We start from the raw sequence: 19,874 nt of genomic DNA on the forward strand, positions 1-19,874 counted from the left end.
GGCGCTGCCCCCGTCACGGGACCACCGGTCTAAGCTCTCCTAGCAGAAGCGCTTTTGCGACTGAAGGAAAGATGAACAAAGGCTGATCCTGCATCGCAGCAGGCAAAGAAAGCAGCAAAAAGGCCGGCAAAAGCCGGCCTTTTCATTGTCCTCGGTAGTCCTACGGATGAACCATCATTCCGCGGGCGGCAACGCAGGAAGCTCTGCTTCCGGCGCGGGCGACACGACGGCCGCCTGCTTCTCGCGCTCGTCCAGGATCAGCTTGTCGCGCTTCATGGCGACTTCGCGGATCTTGGCCATGGAGGCGCCGGTGCCCGCCGGGATCAACCGGCCGACGATGACGTTCTCCTTGAGGCCTTCGAGCGGATCGACCTTGCCGTTGACCGCCGCTTCCGTGAGGACGCGGGTGGTCTCCTGGAACGAGGCCGCCGAGAAGAACGAGCGGGTCTGGAGGCTCGCCTTGGTGATGCCGAGCAGAACCGGCGTTCCGGTGGCGGGCTTCTTGCCCTCTTCCTTGGCCTTCTCGTTCAGCGCGTCGAACTCGATCTTGTCGACCTGCTCGCCGGAGATCATGTCCGTGTCGCCCTGGTCGGTGACTTCCACCTTCTGGAGCATCTGACGGACAATCACCTCGATGTGCTTGTCGTTGATGAGCACGCCCTGGAGCCGGTAGACCTCCTGGATCTCGTTGACCAGATAGGCCGCGAGCTCCTCGATGCCCTTGACTGCAAGGATGTCGTGCGGCGCCGGGTTGCCTTCGACGATGAAGTCGCCCTTTTCGACGACGTCGCCGTCCTGAAGGTGGATGTGCTTGCCCTTCGGGATCAGGTACTCGCGCGCCTCCTCGGTCTTGTCCATCGGCTCGATCGAGATGCGGCGCTTGTTCTTGTAGTCGCGCCCGAACCGGATGGTGCCCGCGATCTCGGCGATGATCGCCGCATCCTTCGGACGCCGGGCCTCGAACAGCTCCGCCACCCGCGGCAGACCGCCGGTGATGTCGCGCGTCTTGGCGCTTTCGGTCGAGACACGGGCGAGGATGTCACCCGGGTTGACCTTGGCTCCGACGTCGACCGAGAGAATGGCGTCGACCGACAGCATGTAGCGGGCATCGCCGCCACGGGGCAACTTGAGCACCTTGCCGTCCTTGCCCTTGACCACGATGGCCGGACGCAGGTCCGAGCCGCCGCGGGTCGAGCGCCAGTCGATGACCACGCGCTTGGCGATGCCGGTGGCCTCGTCGAGCGTTTCCGAGATCGACTGCCCCTCGACCAGATCCTCGAAGCCGATCGTACCTTCGACTTCGGTGAGGAGCGGACGGGTGTAGGGATCCCACTCGACGATGCGCTGGCCGCGCTTGACCATGTCGCCTTCGTCGACGTGCAGGCGCGAGCCGTACTGGACGCGGTGCGTCGCACGCTCGGTGCCGTCGGCATCGACGATCGCCACCACCATGTTGCGCACCATCGCGATCAGGTGACCTTCGCTGTTGCGGGCGATGGCCTTGTTCCTGATCACGATCTTGCCGTCGAAATTGGCTTCGACGAAAGACTGCTCGTTGAGCTGCGCCGCACCGCCGATGTGGAAGGTGCGCATGGTGAGCTGGGTACCCGGCTCGCCGATCGACTGCGCCGCGATGACGCCGACCGCTTCGCCGTGATTGACCGGCGTGCCGCGGGCGAGGTCGCGGCCGTAGCACTTGCCGCAGATGCCGTTGACGAGTTCGCAGGTCAGCGCCGAACGGATCTTCACCTCCTGCACGCCACCCTGCTGGATGGCATCCAGATGGCTTTCTTCCATCAGCGTGTCGCGCTTGATGATCACCTTGCCCGAGCTGTCGCGGATGTCTTCGCAGGCCGTGCGTCCGAGGATGCGCGAGCCGAGCGAAGCCACCACGGTGCCGGCATCGACGATGGCGCGCATCTTGATGCCGAGCTTGGTGCCGCAGTCGCTCTGCGTGATGATGCAGTCCTGCGCCACGTCGACCAGACGGCGGGTCAGGTAGCCGGAGTTCGCGGTCTTCAACGCCGTGTCCGCGAGGCCCTTGCGGGCGCCGTGGGTCGAGTTGAAGTACTCGAGCACCGAGAGGCCTTCCTTGAAGTTCGAGATGATCGGCGTCTCGATGATCTCACCCGACGGCTTGGCCATCAGGCCGCGCATGCCGGCGAGCTGGCGCATCTGGGCCGGCGAACCGCGGGCGCCGGAGTGGGCCATCATGTAGATCGAGTTGATGTCGGCGTCGGCTCCGCTCGCCGTCTTCTTGGTGGCGGAGATCTCCTTCATCATCGCCTTGGCGATTTCTTCCGTGGCCTTCGACCAGGCGTCGACGACCTTGTTGTACTTCTCGCCATGGGTGATCAGACCGTCGTTGTACTGCTGCTCGAAATCCTTCGCCAGCGTACGGGTGGTGTCGACGATCTTCCACTTGCCGTGCGGCACGACCATGTCGTCCTTGCCGAACGAGATGCCGGCCTTGAACGCGTTGTAGAAGCCGATCGCCATGATGCGGTCGCAGAAGATCACGGTCTCCTTCTGACCGCAGTGGCGGTAGACTTGGTCGATGACGCCGGAGATCTCGCGCTTGGTCATCAGCTTGTTGATGATCTCGTATGAAATCCGCGGATTCTTCGGCAGCAGATTGCCGAGCATGACGCGGCCGGCGGTGGTCTCGATCCAGCGCTTGGAGACCTTGCCGGTCTCGTCCATGCCCTCCCACCGGTACTTGATCTTGGTGTGGAGGTGGATGACCTTCGCATGCAGCGCGTGCTCGAGCTCGGCCATGTCGCCGAACACCTTGCCCTCACCGGGCAGGCCTTCGCGCATGATCGAGACGTAGTACAGGCCCAGCACGATGTCCTGCGAGGGCACGATGATCGGTTGGCCGTTCGCCGGATGCAGGATGTTGTTGGTCGACATCATCAGCACGCGCGCTTCCAGCTGCGCTTCGAGCGACAGCGGAACGTGCACGGCCATCTGGTCGCCGTCGAAGTCGGCGTTGAACGCGGAGCAGACCAGCGGGTGCAGCTGGATCGCCTTGCCCTCGATCAGCACGGGCTCGAACGCCTGGATGCCGAGACGATGCAGCGTCGGCGCGCGGTTCAGCAGCACCGGATGCTCGCGGATCACCTCGTCCAGGATGTCCCAGACCTCGGGCCGCTCCTTCTCGACCAGCTTCTTGGCCTGCTTCACCGTGGTGGACAGACCCTTGGCGTCGAGCCGCGAGTAGATGAAGGGCTTGAACAGCTCGAGCGCCATCTTCTTCGGCAGGCCGCACTGATGCAGGCGCAGTTCGGGACCGACCACGATCACCGATCGGCCGGAATAGTCGACGCGCTTGCCGAGCAGGTTCTGACGGAAGCGGCCCTGCTTGCCCTTGAGCATGTCGGCGAGCGACTTCAGCGGGCGCTTGTTGGCGCCGGTGATGACGCGGCCGCGGCGGCCGTTGTCGAACAGCGCATCGACCGCTTCCTGAAGCATGCGCTTCTCGTTGCGGATGATGATGTCGGGCGCGCGCAGCTCCATCAGCCGCTTCAAGCGGTTGTTGCGGTTGATGACGCGGCGATAGAGGTCGTTGAGGTCGGAGGTCGCGAAGCGGCCGCCGTCCAGCGGCACCAGCGGACGCAGGTCCGGCGGAATCACCGGGACGACCGTCATGATCATCCATTCCGGCTTGTTGCCGGAGTGGCGGAACGCTTCCACGATCTTGAGGCGCTTGGCGAGCTTCTTGTGCTTGATGTCGGAGTCGGTCTCCTGCATCTCCGCACGCAGCGACAGCTCGAGCTTCTCCAGGTCCATGCCCTTGAGCAGCTCGCGGATCGCTTCCGCGCCGATCATGGCGGTGAAGCTGTCCTGGCCGTACTCGTCCTGCGCCTTCAGATACTCGTCTTCCGACAGCAGCTGACGGTCCTTCAGCGCGGTGAGGCCCGGCTCCAGCACGACGTAATATTCGAAATAGAGGATCCGCTCGAGATCCTTCAGCGTCATGTCCAGCAGAAGGCCGATGCGCGAGGGCAGCGACTTCAGGAACCAGATATGGGCGACGGGGGCTGCGAGCTCGATATGGCCCATGCGCTCGCGTCGGACGCGCGACAGCGTGACTTCGACAGAGCACTTCTCGCAGATGATGCCCTTGTACTTCATGCGCTTGTACTTACCGCACAAGCACTCGTAGTCCTTGATCGGCCCGAAGATGCGGGCGCAGAACAGGCCATCGCGCTCGGGCTTGAAGGTACGGTAATTGATGGTCTCCGGCTTCTTGATCTCGCCGTAGGACCAGGACAGAATCTTTTCCGGAGACGCGATCGAGATCCGGATCTGGTCGAAGACCTGAGCCGGCGTCGTCGGATTGAAGAGATTCATAATTTCTTGGTTCATCGTCTTCTCCTCGCGTGCCGGTCGCCTCCGGCCGCAAATTCGAAAATCACTTAGCGGGGCGCCCTGCCCTCAAGGCCTCGGGAGGGGCGCCAATGCCCGGCCGCGACGGCCGGGCATGACAGGTCGAATTACTCGGCCGCTTCCGACGTCGGCGCCGGTCCCATCTTGGAATTGTGCAGGTCGACGTTGAGGCCGAGCGAGCGCATTTCCTTGACCAGCACGTTGAACGATTCCGGAATACCGGCCTCGAACGTGTCGTCGCCGCGCACGATCGCCTCGTACACCTTGGTGCGGCCGGCGACGTCGTCCGACTTCACCGTCAGCATCTCCTGGAGCGTGTACGCCGCGCCATAAGCCTCGAGCGCCCACACCTCCATTTCGCCGAAGCGCTGGCCGCCGAACTGCGCCTTGCCGCCCAGCGGCTGCTGGGTGACGAGCGAGTACGGACCGATCGAACGCGCATGGATCTTGTCGTCGACGAGATGGTGCAGCTTGAGCATGTAGATGTAGCCCACCGTCACCTTGCGATCGAACGGATCGCCGGTGCGGCCGTCATAGACGGTCGACTGACCCGAAGCGTCCAGACCGGCGAGCTTCAGCATCTCCTCGATGTCGGCTTCCTTGGCGCCGTCGAACACCGGGGTTGCGATCGGCACGCCGCGGCTGAGGTTATGGCCGAGCTCGATCAGTTCGTTGTCGTTGAGCGACTTGATCGTCTCGTCCTCGCCGTACACCTTCTTCAAGGTTTCCTTCAGCGGCTTGATGTCCTGCTTCGACAGGTACGCATCGACCGTCTGGCCGATACGCTTGCCGAGGCCGGCGCACGCCCAGCCGAGATGGGTCTCGAGGATCTGTCCGACGTTCATGCGCGAGGGCACGCCCAGCGGATTGAGCACGATGTCGGCATGCGTGCCGTCTTCGAGGAACGGCATGTCCTCGATCGGTACGATCTTCGACACCACGCCCTTGTTGCCGTGGCGGCCGGCCATCTTGTCGCCGGGCTGGATCTTGCGCTTCACCGCGACGAAGACCTTAACCATCTTCATCACGCCGGGCGGCAATTCGTCGCCGCGCTGAAGCTTCTCGACCTTGTCGAGGAAGCGCTGTTCCAGCCCCTTCTTCGACTCGTCGTACTGCTTCCGCATGGCCTCGATCTCGGCCATCAGCTTGTCGTTGGGCGAAGCGAACAGCCACCACTGCGACTTCGGGTACTCCTCGAGCACCGCACGGGTGATCTTGGTGTCCTTCTTGAAGCCCTTGGGACCTGCGATGCCCTGCCGCCCTTCGAGCAGTTCGGCAAGACGGTTGTAGACGTTGCGGTCCAGGATCGCCTGCTCGTCGTCGCGGTCCTTGGCCAGACGCTCGATCTCCTCCCGTTCGATCGCCAGCGCACGCTCGTCCTTGTCGACGCCGTGACGGTTGAACACGCGCACTTCCACGATCGTGCCCTGCACGCCCGGAGGAACGCGCAGCGAGGTGTCGCGGACGTCGGAAGCCTTCTCGCCGAAGATGGCGCGCAGGAGCTTTTCTTCCGGCGTCATCGGGCTTTCGCCCTTCGGCGTGATCTTGCCGACCAGGATGTCGCCGGCGCGCACTTCCGCACCGATGTAGACGATACCGGCTTCGTCGAGGTTCTTCAGCGCTTCTTCCGAGACGTTCGGAATGTCGCGGGTGATTTCCTCAGGTCCGAGCTTGGTGTCGCGGGCCATCACTTCGAACTCCTCGATGTGGATCGAGGTGAAGACGTCTTCCTTCACGATCCGCTCCGAGAGCAGGATCGAGTCTTCGAAGTTGTAGCCGTTCCACGGCATGAACGCGACCAGCACGTTGCGGCCCAGAGCGAGCTCGCCGAGATCGGTCGAGGGACCGTCGGCGATGATGTCGCCCTTCTTGACGACGTCGCCGACCTTCACCAGCGGACGCTGGTTGATGCAGGTCGACTGGTTGGAGCGCTGGTACTTCATCAGACGGTAGATATCGACGCCCGACTTGGTCGGATCGAGATCTTCCGTGGCGCGGATGACGACGCGGGTCGCGTCGATCTGGTCGATCACGCCCGATCGGCGCGCCGCGATCGCGGCACCCGAGTCGCGCGCAACCACGCCTTCCATGCCGGTGCCGACGAACGGCGCCTCGGCGCGAACCAGCGGCACCGCCTGGCGCTGCATGTTCGAACCCATCAGCGCGCGGTTGGCGTCGTCGTTCTCGAGGAACGGGATCAGCGCCGCGGCCACCGAAACGAGCTGCTTCGGCGACACGTCCATGTAGTCGACCTTGTCGGGCGTCACCGGCAAGACTTCGCCGGCGTGACGGCACACCACGAGGTCTTCGGTGAAGCGGCCCTTCGGATCGAGCGGCACGTTGGCCTGCGCGACCGTGTAACGGCCCTCCTCCATCGCCGAGAGGTACACGACCTCGTCGGTGACGCGGCCGTCCTTGACCTTGCGGTACGGCGTCTCGACGAAGCCGTACTTGTTCACGCGCGCGAAGGTCGCGAGCGAGTTGATCAGACCGATGTTCGGACCTTCCGGCGTCTCGATCGGGCAGATGCGGCCGTAGTGCGTCGGATGCACGTCGCGCACCTCGAAGCCGGCGCGCTCGCGGGTCAGGCCGCCCGGTCCAAGCGCCGACAGGCGGCGCTTGTGGGTGATCTCGCTGAGCGGGTTGGTCTGGTCCATGAACTGCGAGAGCTGCGAGGAGCCGAAGAACTCGCGCACGGCGGCGGCCGCCGGCTTGGCGTTGATCAGGTCCTGCGGCATGACCGTGTCGATATCGACCGAGGACATGCGCTCCTTGATCGCGCGCTCCATGCGCAGGAGGCCGATGCGATACTGGTTCTCCATGAGCTCGCCGACCGAGCGCACACGGCGATTGCCGAGATGGTCGATGTCGTCGATCTCGCCCTTGCCGTCGCGCAGGTCCACCAGCGTCTTGATGACGGAGAGGATGTCTTCCTTGCGCAGCGTGCGCTGGGTGTCGGGCGCATCGAGGTCGAGGCGCATGTTCATCTTGACGCGGCCGACCGCGGAGAGGTCGTAGCGTTCGGCGTCGAAGAACAGCGACTGGAACATGGCCTGTGCCGATTCCAGCGTCGGCGGCTCGCCCGGACGCATCACGCGGTAGATGTCAAACAGCGCGTCCTCACGCGTCATGTTCTTGTCGGCCGAGAGCGTGTTGCGGATGTAGGGGCCGACATTGACGTGGTCGATGTCGAGCAGCGGCAGTTCCTTGTAGCCCTGCTCGTTGAGCGCCTTCATCAGCTTGTCGGTGATCTCCTCACCGGCCTCGGCGTGGATCTCGCCGGTCTTCGGGTTGACGAGGTCCTCGGCGACGTAATTGCCGACCAGTTCCTCATCGGCCATGCGCAGCGCCTTCAGCCCCTTCTCCTGGAGTTGGCGGGCGGCACGGACGGTGAGCTTCTTGCCGGCCTCGAGCACGACCTTGCCGGTGTCGGCGTCGATCAGATCGTTGACGGTCGAGTAGCCGCGGAAACGATTGGCGTCGAACGGAACGCGCCAGCCTTCCTTGGTCCGCTTGTAGAGTATCTTCTTGTAGAACGTGGACAGGATCGCCTCGCCGTCGAGGCCGAGCGCGAACATCAGCGACGTCACCGGAATCTTGCGACGACGGTCGATACGCGCATAGACGATGTCCTTGGCGTCGAACTCGATGTCGAGCCAGGAACCGCGATACGGGATCACGCGGGCGGCGAACAGCAGCTTGCCCGACGAATGGGTCTTGCCCTTGTCGTGGTCGAAGAACACGCCCGGCGACCGGTGCATCTGCGAGACGATGACGCGCTCGGTGCCGTTGACGATGAAGGTGCCGTTCATCGTCATGAGCGGGATGTCGCCCATGTAGACGTCCTGCTCCTTGATGTCCTTCACCGACTTCGCGCCGGTTTCCTCGTCGATATCGAACACGATGAGGCGCAGAGTCACCTTGAGGGGTGCCGCGAAGGTCATGCCGCGCTGGCGGCACTCGTCAACGTCGTATTTGGGCTGCTCGAACTCGTAGCGGACGAATTCCAGCATCGAGGTGCCCGAGAAGTCGGAGATCGGAAACACCGAGCGGAACACCGCCTGCAGACCCTCGTCGAGACGGCCGCCCTGGGGTTCGTCGACCATCAGGAACTGGTCATAAGACGCCTTCTGAACCTCGATGAGGTTCGGCATCTCGGCGACTTCCTTGATGTGTCCGAAGAACTTGCGAACGCGTTTGCGACCGGTGAATGTCTGCTGCGCCATCGTGGCCTCTCATTTCGTCGCCCGCTCTGGGCGAACCGTCCGGAACGCGGCTGCCACCGCTCCCCGGGTTGAATTTTTCGAACCCGCCTTGGGGGCCGGAAGCTCAGTTTCAGGCTGGGAATGTCCTGAATCTGTTCTTCAGACCTTCAAAACGCAAAACGACGCGCGGGGCGCAGAAGCGCGCCCGCCCGTCACAACGATCGTCTTCACGGACTGCAAAAGCCCGAAATAGCCTGCTCTCCCAACGGCTTACAGGGAAATCCGGCATCCCTGCCCACCGCGCTTTCGTGCTGCCGACCCGATATGGGGCGACAATAATGGAGATTCGAGGGGTAAACCCTCAAATCCCCACACTTTTTCGTGTTCGGCCTGCGTCGGGACGTTCCGTCGCACGCCTTTTGCATTCCGGCCCCCGAGCCTTCGATCGTCCTGGCCGGGTTTGACCCGGCCATCCACGATCTTGGGACGAGATCCCGGGTCTCGCTCCGCGAGCCCGGGATATTGCTGAAGTAACTTGCGTTACTTGAGCTCGACCTTGGCGCCAGCCTTCTCGATTTGGGCCTTGATCTTCTCGGCTTCTTCCTTGTTCACGCCTTCCTTGAGCGGCTTCGGAGCACCCTCGACGAGGTCCTTTGCTTCCTTCAGGCCGAGACCGGTGATGGCGCGGACTTCCTTGATGACCTCGATCTTCTTGTCGCCGGCAGCGGCGAGAACGACCGTGAACTCGGTCTTCTCTTCCGCCGGAGCGGCGGCAGCGCCACCACCGGCCGGGCCGGCCACGGCGACGGCCGCAGCAGCCGAAACGCCCCACTTCTCTTCGAGAAGCTTCGCGAGTTCGGCAGCCTCGAGCACGGTGAGGCTCGAGAGGTCGTCAACGATCTTCTGCAAGTCAGCCATTGTTCAGTTTCCTTACGTGTAAGTCTGGTTCGGGTTTGAGTTTTGCGAAGGGCGTCAGGCCGCTTCGCCCTTTGAGGCATGAGCCTGGATGACGCGCGCGAGCTTGCCCGCGGGCGCATTGGCGAGCTGGGCCAGCTTGGTCGCCGGGGCCACGATGAGGCCGACGATCTTGCCGCGCAGTTCGTCAAGCGACGGCAGCGAGGCAAGTGCCTTCACGCCGTCGACATTCAGGACGGTCGTGCCCATCGAACCGCCGATGATGACGAACTTTTCGTTCGCCTTGGCGAATTCGACGGCGACCTTTGGCGCCGCCACCGGATCGTTGGAAGTCGCGATCACGGTCGGCCCCTTCAGCATGGGGCCGATGGCAACGACGTCAGTGCCATCAAGAGCAATTTTGGCGAGACGGTTCTTCGAGACCTTCACCGAGGCGCCAGCCTGCTTCATCTGCATACGCAGCTTCTGCATCTGGGCAACGGTGAGGCCGGAATATTGAGCAACGATCGCGACGCCCGTGGTCTTGAAGACCTCATTGAGCTGTTCGACCGCCTCTTTTTTTGCCGCTCGTTCCACAGCAAGCTCTCTCCGGTTGGCGGTCATCGCGAGAAGCGGGACCGCCGGGTTGCACCCATCGTCCCGCCCAAACCTGAACCTCCGGGCCAAAACCCATCGGACACGCCGGGCGAGGACGACAATTCAAGCCTGCCCTCCGGGAGCCACGAAGGCCCACGGCGTGTCGAGGTCCGAACCAGACCCGTTCCGCGAAGCCAGCCGTTAAAGCTGGATGCGAAGTGAAATCCGGTCTTCACCCGTCTATGCAGGCCATGCAATTAAGCCGTTGAGAAATCGAAATTTCCTGCGGGCGCCTGCAGTCTTGGACAGGACAAGGTCAGCCGGCGAACCGCCCGACCTCTGCCCGCACTCCACCAACTGACGGGTTTTCCTTCCTTTTTCGGGCAAATCCTCGCGGACGTCCTGAAAGGAATGATTTCCTGTCGTCGGGTTTTCGGAATGCGTGCACGAACGCGCCAGCCGAGGCCGGTACGTCCGGAAGCGGTTCTTTAACCGCTCTCTGCCTGCTTGCCAAGAGCAAAATTCACACCAGTTCCAATCCGTTGGCGCGGGCGCTTGACCCGAGCCGATAGGGACTGGTTCAGACCCATTTAACCGCATAAGGCAGCGGCTTGCCCTCGAAGAACGCGGTCAGGTTCGCCAAGACGCAGTTTTGCATGGCGACGTGCGATTCGAGGGTGTGGCCGCCGATATGCGGGGCGAACACCACGTTCGGGAGCGCGGTCAGCGCATCGGGAGCGTGCGGTTCCTTCTCGAAGACATCGAGGCCGGCCCCCGCAATGGTCTTGTCGGTGAGGGCCGCGATCAGGGCCTTCTGGTCGATCACCGAGCCCCGCGAGATGTTGACGACGTAGCCGTCTGCGCCGAGGCGCCTCAGGATGTCGGCGTTGACGACATGCTGGGTGTCGGCTCCTGCCCGGACCGCGATCATCAGCACGCTGCACCACTCGGCCAGCGCCTCCAACGACGGGAAATATTGATAGGGCAGATCGTATCTGGTGCGGCTGAAATAGCCGATCTCGCTCTCGAATGCGGCGCAGCGCGCGGCGATCTTGCGGCCGATCTCGCCCATGCCGTAGACGCCGATGCGGCGGCCGGGCATACCGGCCTGCGGGCGCATCATCGGGGACTGCTTCGAGGCGGCCCAATCGCCGCTACGGACATATTGGTCGGCGACCAGAATCCGCCGCGTCGTCGCCAGCATCAAGGTCATCGCGATGTCGGCGACCGAGGCCGCATTGGCACCCGGACTGTGGCCGACCGCGATGTTGCGGCTGGCCGCCGCCTCCAGGTCGACGCCGTCATAGCCGGTACCGTAGCAGACGATGGCGCCGAGCTTGGGAAACAGGTCCATCGCCTCCCCTCCGAGCGGCGTGCCGCCCGCCGTCAGCACCGCGCGGATGCCGCCGAGGTCGTCGGCCGAAAACACCTCGCGCGCGGGCTTGCCGCCGGTGTCGAGCAGCTCGAACCGCTCCGCGAAGCGCGCCATCATCGTCTTGGGAAAGCGCGAATAGATCAGGACCTTGTCAGCCATTGTTCTTGTTTCCGGTAAGCGCCGTCACGAACGACGAGGGGCGGAATCGGTTGCCCAATTCCGCCCCTCGCCTCATGCAATTTCCAAACCTTAGCCCAGGATGGTGCCCGGCTCGACCTTCACGCCGGGGCCCATCGTCGAGGACACGGCAACGCGCTGGATGTAGGTGCCCTTGGAGCCGGCCGGCTTCGCCTTGGTGACGGCGTCAGCCAGGGCCTTGATGTTCTCGACCAGCTTCTCCTCGGTGAACGAGGCCTTGCCGACGCCGGCCTGCAGGATGCCGGCCTTCTCGACGCGGAACTCGACCGAGCCGCCCTTGGCCCCCTTCACCGCACCGGTGACGTCCATGGTCACGGTGCCGATCTTCGGGTTCGGCATCAGGCCGCGCGGGCCGAGCACCTTACCCAACCGGCCGACCAGCGGCATCATGTCGGGGGTGGCGATGCAGCGGTCGAAATCGATCGAGCCGTTCTGCACCTTCTCGACCAGGTCTTCGGCGCCGACGACGTCGGCACCTGCGGCCTTGGCCTCGTCGGCCTTGGCGCCGCGGGCGAACACGCCGACGCGGAGCGTACGGCCGGTGCCGTTCGGCAGGGTCACGACGCCACGGACCATCTGGTCGGCGTGACGCGGATCGACGCCGAGATTGATCGCGACCTCGATGGTCTCATCGAACTTCGCCGTGGCGCGTTCCTTGACCATCTTGATGGCGTCCGCGAGCGGGTAAAGCTTTTCGCGATCAACACCTTCGCGGGCTTTGTTCAAACGCTTTCCGATTGCCATGACCGCTTACCCCGCCACTTCCAGACCCATCGAGCGGGCCGAGCCCTCGACCATCTTCATGGCCGATTCGATGGTGTCGCAATTGAGATCCTTCATCTTCTTCTCGGCAATCTCGCGCACCTGCGCCTTGGTCACCTTGCCGGCCTTGTCACGGCCCGGCGCCTTCGAGCCGGACTGGATCTTGGCAGCCTGCTTGAGGAAGAAGGACATCGGGGGGGTCTTCATCTCGAACGTGAACGAACGATCGGCGTAGATCGTGATCACGACGGGAATCGGGGTGTTCTTCTCTTCCTTCTGGGTCTGGGCGTTGAACGCCTTGCAGAACTCCATGATGTTGAGACCGCGCTGACCAAGCGCGGGACCGATCGGGGGCGAAGGATTCGCCGCACCGGCCGGGACCTGAAGCTTCAGGTATCCGGTCACTTTCTTTGCCATGTATCACTCCTGTTGTGCCGGCATGCCGCCGGCGGTTTCAGGTTCGTGGTCGGGAACCCGAGCGGCTGGCAACCGCCCTCGTCCTCCCACGGCCTCTTGTCGCGCCAGGCCTGAAGCCTCACGCCTCGAACGGTCAGACCTTCTCGACCTGACCGAATTCCAGCTCGACCGGCGTGGCGCGGCCGAAGATCGACACCGCGACCTTCACGCGCGAGCGCGCCTCGTCGATCTCCTCGACCACACCCGAGAACGAGGCGAACGGGCCGTCGGCCACGCGCACGTTCTCGCCGATCTCGAACGACACCGACGCCTTCGGCCGTTCCACGCCCTCCTGCACCTGGTGCAGGATGCGCATGGCCTCGTTCTCCGAGATCGGCATCGGCTTGTTTTCCGCGCCGAGGAAACCTGTCACCTTCGGCGTGTTCTTGATCAGATGGAACGCCTCATCGGTCAGCTTCATCTTCACCAGCACATAGCCCGGGAAGAACTTGCGCTCGGCATCGATCTTGCGGCCGCGGCGCACTTCCGTGACCTTCTCGGTCGGAACCAGCACCAGTTCGAACAGCTCCTCGAGCCCGCGCTGCTTGGCCTGCTCGCGGATCGATTCGGCGACCTTCTTCTCGAAGTTCGAATAGGCGTGGACGATGTACCAGCGCTTGTCGGACACTTGAGCGGTTGCTGTTGCCATCAGTGAATGCCCAAAAGGAAGGTGATGAGGTAGCGGATGATCTGGTCGGCGGCGAAGAAGAAGATCGAGGCCACGGCGACCATGACGAACACCATGATGGTGGTGATCGTGGTCTCACGACGGGTCGGCCAGGTGACCTTGGCGGTCTCCGAACGCACTTCCTGCAAGAATTTGAACGGGCTGACTGCCATCGTTTGATGTCCAACGTCCGTCGCACGACGGCTACTGATTTCAGAAGGATCCGAACAGCCGCCGTTGGCCCAGCCCTCGTCTGAAGGATGAGCCGGAAACCGGGCTCGATTGTTCGGGGATTTCAAAGCCGCGCCGGAAATCCGCGTCTAACGGGCCGGCTGCGAGTGCCGGGTAGATACTGCGGATGGGGCCAAAGGTCAAGATATCCGGGGCTCGCACAGGCAGGCTGGTCGCCATCGGCGACCGCGCACAGCCCAAGGCGGATCAAGGGTTTATCCAACTCGTCCCGCTTGGGGTCGAGATCCAGCCCCCGCCCGGGACCCCGCCGACCGGTCTGTCCAGGTCAATCGGCCCGGTCGACGACCGAGATACCAGGGAGCGGCACCACGAACTTTCCGCCGTCGGCGAAATAACGGGCGTGCTTGGCCCGGATCGGGTCGACGTAGCGCCAGGCGAAAACGACGACGAAGGCCGGCTTGCGCTCATAAAGGGTCGCGGGCGGCAGGATCGGGATGTCGTAACCCGGTCCGGCCATCACGTTCCCCTTCTTGGGGTCATCGTCCACCAGGAAGTCGATCTTGTTCTCCAGGCCGAACTGCGGCAGCAGCGTTGTCGTACCGACCGAAACGCCATAACCGGCGACCAGCTGACCGCGCGCGTGGGCGGCATCGGCCATCGCGACCAGCTCGTCGCGGATGGCGGCGATCCGCTTCACATAAGGCGCATAATAGGCTGGCTGATCGACGCCGAGCCGGTCTTCCTCGGCGATGAACTTCGCGACCTCGGAGGACGGCTTCTTGGCCCCGCCCGCGCGCTGCACGGTCACGCGGATCGAGCCGCCCTTGGTCCAGATGTGCTGGACGTCGATCACTTCCATGCCGAGCCGGGCGAAGAAGCGCGTCAGCGGCTTGATGTTAAAATACGACAGATGCTCGTGATAGACGGTGTCGAGCAGGTTCTTCTCGGTGACGTCGACGCCGTATTGCGTCTCGAAGACGAACAATCCGTCCGGCGCGAGCACGTCGCGAACCCCGATCACCAGCGGGTCGAGATTGTCGACATTGGCGATCATGTTGTTGGCGATCACGACGCTCGCCGCCCCGTGGCTTTGCAGGATGCGGCGTCCAATCGTATCCGTGAAGAAATCACCGATGGTCTCGATTCCGGCTTCCGTCGCACGCCGCGCAATGTCGACGGCGGGATCGACGCCCAGCACCCGCATGCCCCGCTCCCTAAAGAAGCCGAGCAGCGACCCATCGTTGCTGCCGAGCTCGACCACCAGCGAGCCCGGCGCGATGCCGAATCGGCTCACGACATCGTTGGCATAGCCTGCGAAATGCTCCCGCAGGCCGAGTGAGAGCGAGGTGGTGTAGACGTAATTGCGATACTGGATCTCCGGATTGCCGACTTCGAGAATCTGGAGATGGCCGCAGTCCCGGCACAGATGCAGCGCCATCGGCACCGCAGCCCGGAAGACGGGATCGTCGACGCTGGCGTTCGGCACCTGGAAGTTTGGCGTGCCGATGGGCATGCCTGCCATGGGAACGACGAGCTCCTGCTTGTCCGAGTGACAGAGGCGGCAGGTATTGCGGACGTAGAACAGGTTTTTCATCATGGAACCGAACAATGAGATACGCGAGCGGGTGAGGCAATCTCACCCTGGGAAGACCGGATCGGCAATGGGCTGAGGCGGGTCATGGGTGGCTCGAGACTTCCTTGCCCTGCCCCAGTGCGAAGCCGGGCGCCTCCTCCGCCGCCTTGGCGGCCTTGTCCGCCGAGTACGAACCCCGCTCCGGGCTCGCCAGCCAGATCACGCCGCCGACGAGGCCGATGATCACGCTGATGGCCCCCAGCAGGAGGGAAACCGACAGGGCTTGCTCGGACGGCACCCCTGCCAGACCGAGGCAGGCGACCATGGCCCCTTCGCGAACGCCCCAACCGCTGATCGAGATCGGAACGGCCGTCAACAGCACCACCGGCGGAATCAGGATGCCCGCATCCACCACGGAGAGCTGCGCGCCCACACCACGGGCCAGAACGTAGCAGGCCGCCGCCGTCACGAGATGGATGAGCAGCGCCGATCCGAACAGCAAGCCACGGTGCTCGGATTGCAGAAGAAGAAACCTGACCAGCGTTCCAAACCGGACGAAGCTTGCGATCGCGGGAAGCGCGATCAGGCGTTTGGGCAGGCGATCTAGCGTCAACAGCACCACGGTGCCGGCGACGCCAGCCAGCGTCAGTCCGCCGATGGCCAGGAGCGCGGCTTGGTTGGACACGCGCGACAGCAGAAACGGCAACCCGGCCACCATCAGCGCGATCAGACCGATCAATGCCGTGAACCGGTCGGCCGCAACGCCCTTGACCGCCTTGGACAATTGCACGCTACGCTGCCGCAGCAGCCATATGCGCACGGCATCGCCACCGACCGACGAGGGCAGCACCTGATTGAACCAAAGGCTGATCATGAGGATCCGCCAACCGGCGAGCCAGTCCAGCGACACGCCGAGCGCACGCATGATCAATTCCCACCGGCCATTGAGAACGAAGGTCTGAAGGAGGATCAACGCCAAGGCGAGGACGAACAGGAACGGATCGACGGAGACGAGATGGTCGCGCAACTGGCGCAGGTCGAGGCCTCGCGCAATGTAGACAAGCACCCCAACCGACAGCAGCAGCTTCAGCGAAAATAAGGCCGCTTGCTTGAACCGCGACTGCATCGGGCGCCGCCTCAGGATGCCGGATATTCGGCGCGACCGATGATGAGGTCGATCGCGGCCATCATCCAGAACTGGTGCGTGGTCTCGACGATGTTGTAGCTGCGGCTGTCGGCCCAGAAATTGACGTCGCCGAGATTGCGCAGGGGATTGTCGGCATTCATGCCCGACAACGTGATCACGTCGAGCTTCATCGTCCGCGCCTGCGCAACTGCATTGAGGATGTTCTTCGAGCGCCCCGACGAACTGATCGCGACGAGACAGTCGCCGGCACGGGCGCTCAGCCGCACCGCATGCGCGATCCAATCCTCGAACCCGTAGTCGTTGGCGAGGCACGACATCATGCTCGCATCGCTGAAGCAGAGCGCAGGTACGGACGCGTTCTTCGCCAGATCGATTGCGAGATGCGAAGCGATGCCGGCGGAACCGCCATTGCCGATGAAGATGACGCGGCCGCCCTGCTCGCGCGTGCGCAACCAGGTCGCGCGGGTGGCCGAGATCCTTGCGAAGACGGCGTCGTCGATCGCCGTCGCGCGATGCAGGCGCCCCATGTAATCAGCGAGGAAAGCCTTGTGATCGGGATCGACGGACTCGGCAGGCATGGGCTGGCGGCTCGACTGCAACATGGCGTCCTGATACCGGCTATTACCAGGGATTGCAAAGGTATAATGCTTGCAAAAGCAGCGAGCGGCTGGTAGTCGGCTTTTCGGGTTTCACTCAACATTGGCGGCGCCCGCAGGGCATTCGCGCTACGGATGTTCCCTATGAAGTGCATCGTAACTGGCGGCGCCGGCTTCATCGGCAGTCACCTCGTCGATCGCCTCCTCGACGACGGCCACGAGGTGATCGTGCTCGACAATTTCGTCATCGGGCGCGCCGAAAATCTCGCATCGCGCGCCAAATCGGACCGGCTCAAGGTTGTCCGGGCCGACGTCACCGAGCCCGACTCGATCAGTCCGTATTTCCACGGTGTCGACTGGGTCTTCCATCTCGCGGCGCTGGCCGACATCGTTCCCTCGATCGAGTCTCCGATCCCGTATCACCGCGCCAATGTCGACGGCACAGTCAACGTCCTCGAAGCCGCGCGACACGCCGGAGCAAAGCGCTTCGTCTACGCGGCGTCGTCGTCCTGCTACGGAATTCCCGACGTCTATCCGACGCCGGAGAGCGCCGAGATCCGGCCGATGTATCCCTACGCGCTCACGAAGAACCTCGGCGAGCAGTGCGTCATGCACTGGTGCCAGGTCTACAAGCTTCCAGCCGTCGCGCTACGTCTGTTCAACGTGTACGGACCGCGCCATCGCACCACGGGCACTTATGGTGCCGTATTCGGTGTCTTCATGGCGCAGAAGCTCGCGGGCAAGCCCTTCACGGTGGTCGGCGACGGCGAGCAGACGCGCGACTTCACCTTCGTCAGCGACGTCGCCGATGCCTTCGTGACCGCCGCGCGCTCCGACGTCTCGCATGAGATCTTCAACGTGGGCTCGGACAACACCTATAGCGTCAACCGGCTGGTCGAGCTGCTTGGCGGCGACAAGGTCCACATTCCCAAGCGCCCCGGCGAGCCCGATTGCACCTACGCCGACATCACCAAGATCAAGCGGGTCCTGAAATGGACGCCGAAGGTGAGATTCGAGGACGGCGTCGCGACGATGCTGACGTCGATGGACCAGTACAGGGACGCGCCGCTGTGGACCGTAGACAAGATCGCGGACGCCACCAAGGACTGGTTCAAATATCTCGGGGACGACAAGGGCCCGCCGCAGAAGGCAAGCTCTTGAACAGGTTCGCCGGATATCGTTGCTGCGAGTCGATCATTTCCGGACGGCCATCTGAGACCTGCCGGCGCTTTGGGTAATTCACATGGGTAATGCTCCGACAGACAAGCCGGCTCTCCATCCGGCACCGCACGACAAGATCAAGACGATCGAGGAACTCGGCGAGGTGGCGCGCGCCGCCCAGGCCAAGGGCCTGACCGTCGCGCTCTGCCACGGTGTGTTCGATCTGGTGCACCTCGGCCACGTCCGGCACATCCTGGCGGCACGCAACGAGGCCGACGTGGTCATCGTGACCATCACCGCCGACCGTTTCGTCAACAAGGGCCCGGGACGTCCGATCTTTCCGGAGACCATGCGCGCCGAGATGCTGGCCGCGCTCGGCACGGTCGACTGGGTCGGCATCAACCAGACCTCCAGCGCCGAGCCGATCCTCGATACCGTGCGCCCCGACATCTACGTGAAGGGCTCGGACTACGAAAACCCCGAGGACGACGTCACCGGCAAGATCGCCGTCGAGCGCGAGGCCGTCGAGCGTCATGGCGGCCGAATCGTCTTCACGCGCGACGTGACCTTCAGCTCGTCGTCGCTGCTGAACCGCTACTTCGACATCTACGATCCCCCCTTGCGCGACTACCTGCAGAAAGTGCGCGAAGGCGGCGGCGCCGAACGCCTGCTGAAGCTGATCGACAAGATCCAGGACATGCACGTCGTTCTGGTCGGCGATACCATCATCGACGAGTACCAGTACGTCACGGCGCTCGGAAAGGCCTCCAAGGAGAACATCGTCGCGACCCTGCTCAAGAACGGCGAGCAATTTGCCGGCGGCGTCATCGCCGCGGCCAATCACGTGGCGAGCTTCTGCAAATCGGTCGAGATCGTCACGACGCTCGGCGGCAACGATTACCCTGAAGAGTTCATTCGCGCGCATGTCCGCCCGAATGTCACGCTCACGCCGATCCGCATTCAGGGCCGTCCCACGACGCGCAAACTGCGTTACGTCGAGCTGGGCTATCTGCACAAGCTGTTCGAAGTCTACACCATGGACGACACGCCGCTCGACGAGACCGCGCGCAAGGAGATCGACCGCGTCACGGCGGAGCGCGTGCGCGGCGGCGACGTCGTCATTGTCACCGATTTCGGTCACGGCATGATCGCATCGAGCACGATCGACACGCTGATCGCGAACTCCAAGTTCCTGGCTGTGAACGCCCAGAGCAACAGCGGCAACCACGGCTACAATCTGATCACGAAGTATCCGCGCGCCGACTACGTCTGCATCGACGCGCCGGAAGCACGCCTGGCGGCCACCGACAAGTTCAATGACATCGCATCGGTGATCCAGAACGGCCTGCATGCCAAGATCGATTGCGACAACATGATCATCACGCACGGCTCCTTCGGCTGCTACCCCTTCTCGTCGAAGACCGGCGTTGCGCGCGTCCCCGCCTTCACCAAGACCGTGGTCGACACGGTTGGCGCGGGCGATGCCTTCCTGACGATCACGGCGCCGCTGGTGGCAGCCGGCGGCCATATCGAAGACGTCGCCTTCATCGGCAATGCGGCAGGTGCGATCAAGGTCGGCATCGTCGGGCACCGCAACTCGGTCGAAAAGGCGCCGCTGGTCAAATTCGTCACCGCGTTGTTGAAGTGACGCGAACCGAA

At 63.4% G+C, this 19,874-nt stretch carries 14 protein-coding genes; 2 read left to right on the forward strand and 12 right to left on the reverse strand.

The window, feature by feature from the left end:
• Window positions 1-174: 174 nt before the first annotated feature.
• The 12 genes from rpoC to BCCGELA001_RS22840 all read right to left on the reverse strand — a co-directional run bounded on the left by rpoC (window position 175) and on the right by BCCGELA001_RS22840 (window position 17,036).
• Window positions 175-4,371, reverse strand: a complete 4,197-nt coding sequence (gene rpoC / locus BCCGELA001_RS22785) for a DNA-directed RNA polymerase subunit beta' (protein WP_060736371.1) — start codon at window positions 4,369-4,371, stop codon at window positions 175-177.
• A 128-nt stretch (window positions 4,372-4,499) separates the two neighbouring features.
• Complete coding sequence (gene rpoB / locus BCCGELA001_RS22790; protein ID WP_060736372.1) at window positions 4,500-8,618, reverse strand: DNA-directed RNA polymerase subunit beta; 4,119 nt, start codon at window positions 8,616-8,618, stop codon at window positions 4,500-4,502.
• 519 nt (window positions 8,619-9,137) lie between these two features.
• Window positions 9,138-9,515, reverse strand: coding sequence for a 50S ribosomal protein L7/L12 (gene rplL / locus BCCGELA001_RS22795; protein WP_060736373.1), 378 nt, complete (start codon window positions 9,513-9,515; stop codon window positions 9,138-9,140).
• 54 nt (window positions 9,516-9,569) lie between these two features.
• On the reverse strand, window positions 9,570-10,088 hold the full coding sequence (gene rplJ / locus BCCGELA001_RS22800) for a 50S ribosomal protein L10 (RefSeq protein WP_008549348.1): 519 nt from the start codon (window positions 10,086-10,088) through the stop codon (window positions 9,570-9,572).
• A gap of 580 nt (window positions 10,089-10,668) precedes the next feature.
• On the reverse strand, window positions 10,669-11,622 hold the full coding sequence (locus BCCGELA001_RS22805; protein WP_060736375.1) for a 2-hydroxyacid dehydrogenase: 954 nt from the start codon (window positions 11,620-11,622) through the stop codon (window positions 10,669-10,671).
• A 90-nt stretch (window positions 11,623-11,712) separates the two neighbouring features.
• Window positions 11,713-12,405: a 50S ribosomal protein L1 gene (gene rplA / locus BCCGELA001_RS22810; RefSeq protein WP_008549361.1), complete on the reverse strand. Its 693-nt coding sequence runs from the start codon at window positions 12,403-12,405 to the stop codon at window positions 11,713-11,715.
• Window positions 12,406-12,411: 6 nt separating this feature from the next.
• A complete protein-coding gene (gene rplK / locus BCCGELA001_RS22815) occupies window positions 12,412-12,840 on the reverse strand; it encodes a 50S ribosomal protein L11 (protein WP_008136439.1) in 429 nt (142 codons plus the stop codon).
• Between the two features lie 133 nt (window positions 12,841-12,973).
• Window positions 12,974-13,528 (reverse strand): transcription termination/antitermination protein NusG, encoded by a 555-nt coding sequence (gene nusG / locus BCCGELA001_RS22820; protein WP_060736376.1) that lies wholly within the window; start codon window positions 13,526-13,528, stop codon window positions 12,974-12,976.
• Complete coding sequence (gene secE / locus BCCGELA001_RS22825) at window positions 13,528-13,719, reverse strand: preprotein translocase subunit SecE (RefSeq protein ID WP_007611620.1); 192 nt, start codon at window positions 13,717-13,719, stop codon at window positions 13,528-13,530. The genes nusG and secE overlap by 1 nt, the downstream gene beginning before the upstream one ends.
• Before the next feature lie 344 nt (window positions 13,720-14,063).
• Entirely contained in the window at window positions 14,064-15,260 is a 1,197-nt protein-coding gene (locus BCCGELA001_RS22830; protein WP_236840730.1) for a class I SAM-dependent methyltransferase, read from the reverse strand.
• 154 nt (window positions 15,261-15,414) lie between these two features.
• A complete protein-coding gene (locus BCCGELA001_RS22835; RefSeq protein WP_008549377.1) occupies window positions 15,415-16,437 on the reverse strand; it encodes a lysylphosphatidylglycerol synthase transmembrane domain-containing protein in 1,023 nt (340 codons plus the stop codon).
• Window positions 16,438-16,448: 11 nt separating this feature from the next.
• On the reverse strand, window positions 16,449-17,036 hold the full coding sequence (locus BCCGELA001_RS22840; protein WP_236840731.1) for an SIS domain-containing protein: 588 nt from the start codon (window positions 17,034-17,036) through the stop codon (window positions 16,449-16,451).
• 162 nt (window positions 17,037-17,198) lie between these two features.
• On the opposite strand from BCCGELA001_RS22840, the gene BCCGELA001_RS22845 reads away from it, so the two are divergent.
• Both BCCGELA001_RS22845 and BCCGELA001_RS22850 read left to right on the forward strand, forming a co-directional pair.
• Window positions 17,199-18,215 (forward strand): SDR family oxidoreductase, encoded by a 1,017-nt coding sequence (locus tag BCCGELA001_RS22845; RefSeq protein ID WP_008549382.1) that lies wholly within the window; start codon window positions 17,199-17,201, stop codon window positions 18,213-18,215.
• Window positions 18,216-18,297: 82 nt separating this feature from the next.
• Window positions 18,298-19,863, forward strand: a complete 1,566-nt coding sequence (locus BCCGELA001_RS22850; protein ID WP_008549384.1) for a PfkB family carbohydrate kinase — start codon at window positions 18,298-18,300, stop codon at window positions 19,861-19,863.
• Window positions 19,864-19,874 lie beyond the last annotated feature (11 nt).

It is taken from the genome of Bradyrhizobium sp. CCGE-LA001, assembly GCF_000296215.2.
Lineage (GTDB): Bacteria > Pseudomonadota > Alphaproteobacteria > Rhizobiales > Xanthobacteraceae > Bradyrhizobium.

Excerpts from the sequence above, each read along its gene's own strand:
- rpoC (WP_060736371.1), bottom strand. The coding sequence starts at position 4,371 with ATGAACCAAGAAATTATGAATCTCTTCAATCCGACGACGCCGGCTCAG.
- rpoB (WP_060736372.1), bottom strand. The coding sequence starts at position 8,618 with ATGGCGCAGCAGACATTCACCGGTCGCAAACGCGTTCGCAAGTTCTTC.
- rplL (WP_060736373.1), bottom strand. The coding sequence starts at position 9,515 with ATGGCTGACTTGCAGAAGATCGTTGACGACCTCTCGAGCCTCACCGTG.
- BCCGELA001_RS22805 (WP_060736375.1), bottom strand. The coding sequence starts at position 11,622 with ATGGCTGACAAGGTCCTGATCTATTCGCGCTTTCCCAAGACGATGATG.
- rplA (WP_008549361.1), bottom strand. The coding sequence starts at position 12,405 with ATGGCAATCGGAAAGCGTTTGAACAAAGCCCGCGAAGGTGTTGATCGC.
- rplK (WP_008136439.1), bottom strand. The coding sequence starts at position 12,840 with ATGGCAAAGAAAGTGACCGGATACCTGAAGCTTCAGGTCCCGGCCGGT.
- nusG (WP_060736376.1), bottom strand. The coding sequence starts at position 13,528 with ATGGCAACAGCAACCGCTCAAGTGTCCGACAAGCGCTGGTACATCGTC.
- secE (WP_007611620.1), bottom strand. The coding sequence starts at position 13,719 with ATGGCAGTCAGCCCGTTCAAATTCTTGCAGGAAGTGCGTTCGGAGACC.
- BCCGELA001_RS22830 (WP_236840730.1), bottom strand. The coding sequence starts at position 15,260 with ATGGCAGGCATGCCCATCGGCACGCCAAACTTCCAGGTGCCGAACGCC.
- BCCGELA001_RS22835 (WP_008549377.1), bottom strand. The coding sequence starts at position 16,437 with ATGCAGTCGCGGTTCAAGCAAGCGGCCTTATTTTCGCTGAAGCTGCTG.
- BCCGELA001_RS22840 (WP_236840731.1), bottom strand. The coding sequence starts at position 17,036 with ATGCCTGCCGAGTCCGTCGATCCCGATCACAAGGCTTTCCTCGCTGAT.
- BCCGELA001_RS22845 (WP_008549382.1), top strand. The coding sequence starts at position 17,199 with ATGAAGTGCATCGTAACTGGCGGCGCCGGCTTCATCGGCAGTCACCTC.
- BCCGELA001_RS22850 (WP_008549384.1), top strand. The coding sequence starts at position 18,298 with ATGGGTAATGCTCCGACAGACAAGCCGGCTCTCCATCCGGCACCGCAC.